Annotated in this window: 1 protein-coding gene; it reads right to left on the bottom strand. The window is 41.5% G+C overall.

Annotation, left to right across the window (positions count from 1 at the left end; all coding sequences use genetic code 11):
• Positions 1-264: hypothetical protein (locus D4A39_RS19160; protein WP_233552529.1), on the bottom strand; the 264-nt coding region annotated here is incomplete at its 3' end.
• Positions 265-468: the final 204 nt, after the last annotated feature.

Raw genomic sequence — 468 nt, 5'->3', positions numbered from 1 at the left:
GAAGAGATAAAGCAATACCAGTTGGAAGGCAGCGAAAAAAACAAAAAGAAAAGCCCACCAGATCATCTTACCCGGGCATCTGGTTAACGAAAAGAACCACATGTAGAGTGCCAAAGGCAGCAACACATTGGCACCACAAGCCCAAGGAGCCAGACATTCAGTATAGCACAGAGCTATATTAGGCAACAACAATGCTCCCACAGCATACCCGTAAAGGAATGCTCCCGATGACACCTTATTATATATATCCGTAAAACTGTTCATTCTACTTTTTCATTAACACTTTAAAGAGCATTATCAAACTACATAAAGAGCATTATTACTAAAACGCTTCATTGATATTGAAGAGAAAACCAGACTGCCCCGACTTACCGAATCCATAATCCAGACGTACATTCACATTCTTCTTAAATTCCCAGCGATAACCTACACCGGCATTCGGCAAAATCTGTTTAGAGCGCAATGCCG

It is taken from the genome of Alcanivorax profundi (assembly GCF_003597125.1).
Lineage (GTDB): Bacteria > Pseudomonadota > Gammaproteobacteria > Pseudomonadales > Alcanivoracaceae > Alcanivorax > Alcanivorax profundi.
This window is presented reverse-complemented; position numbering and strand designations above follow the sequence as displayed.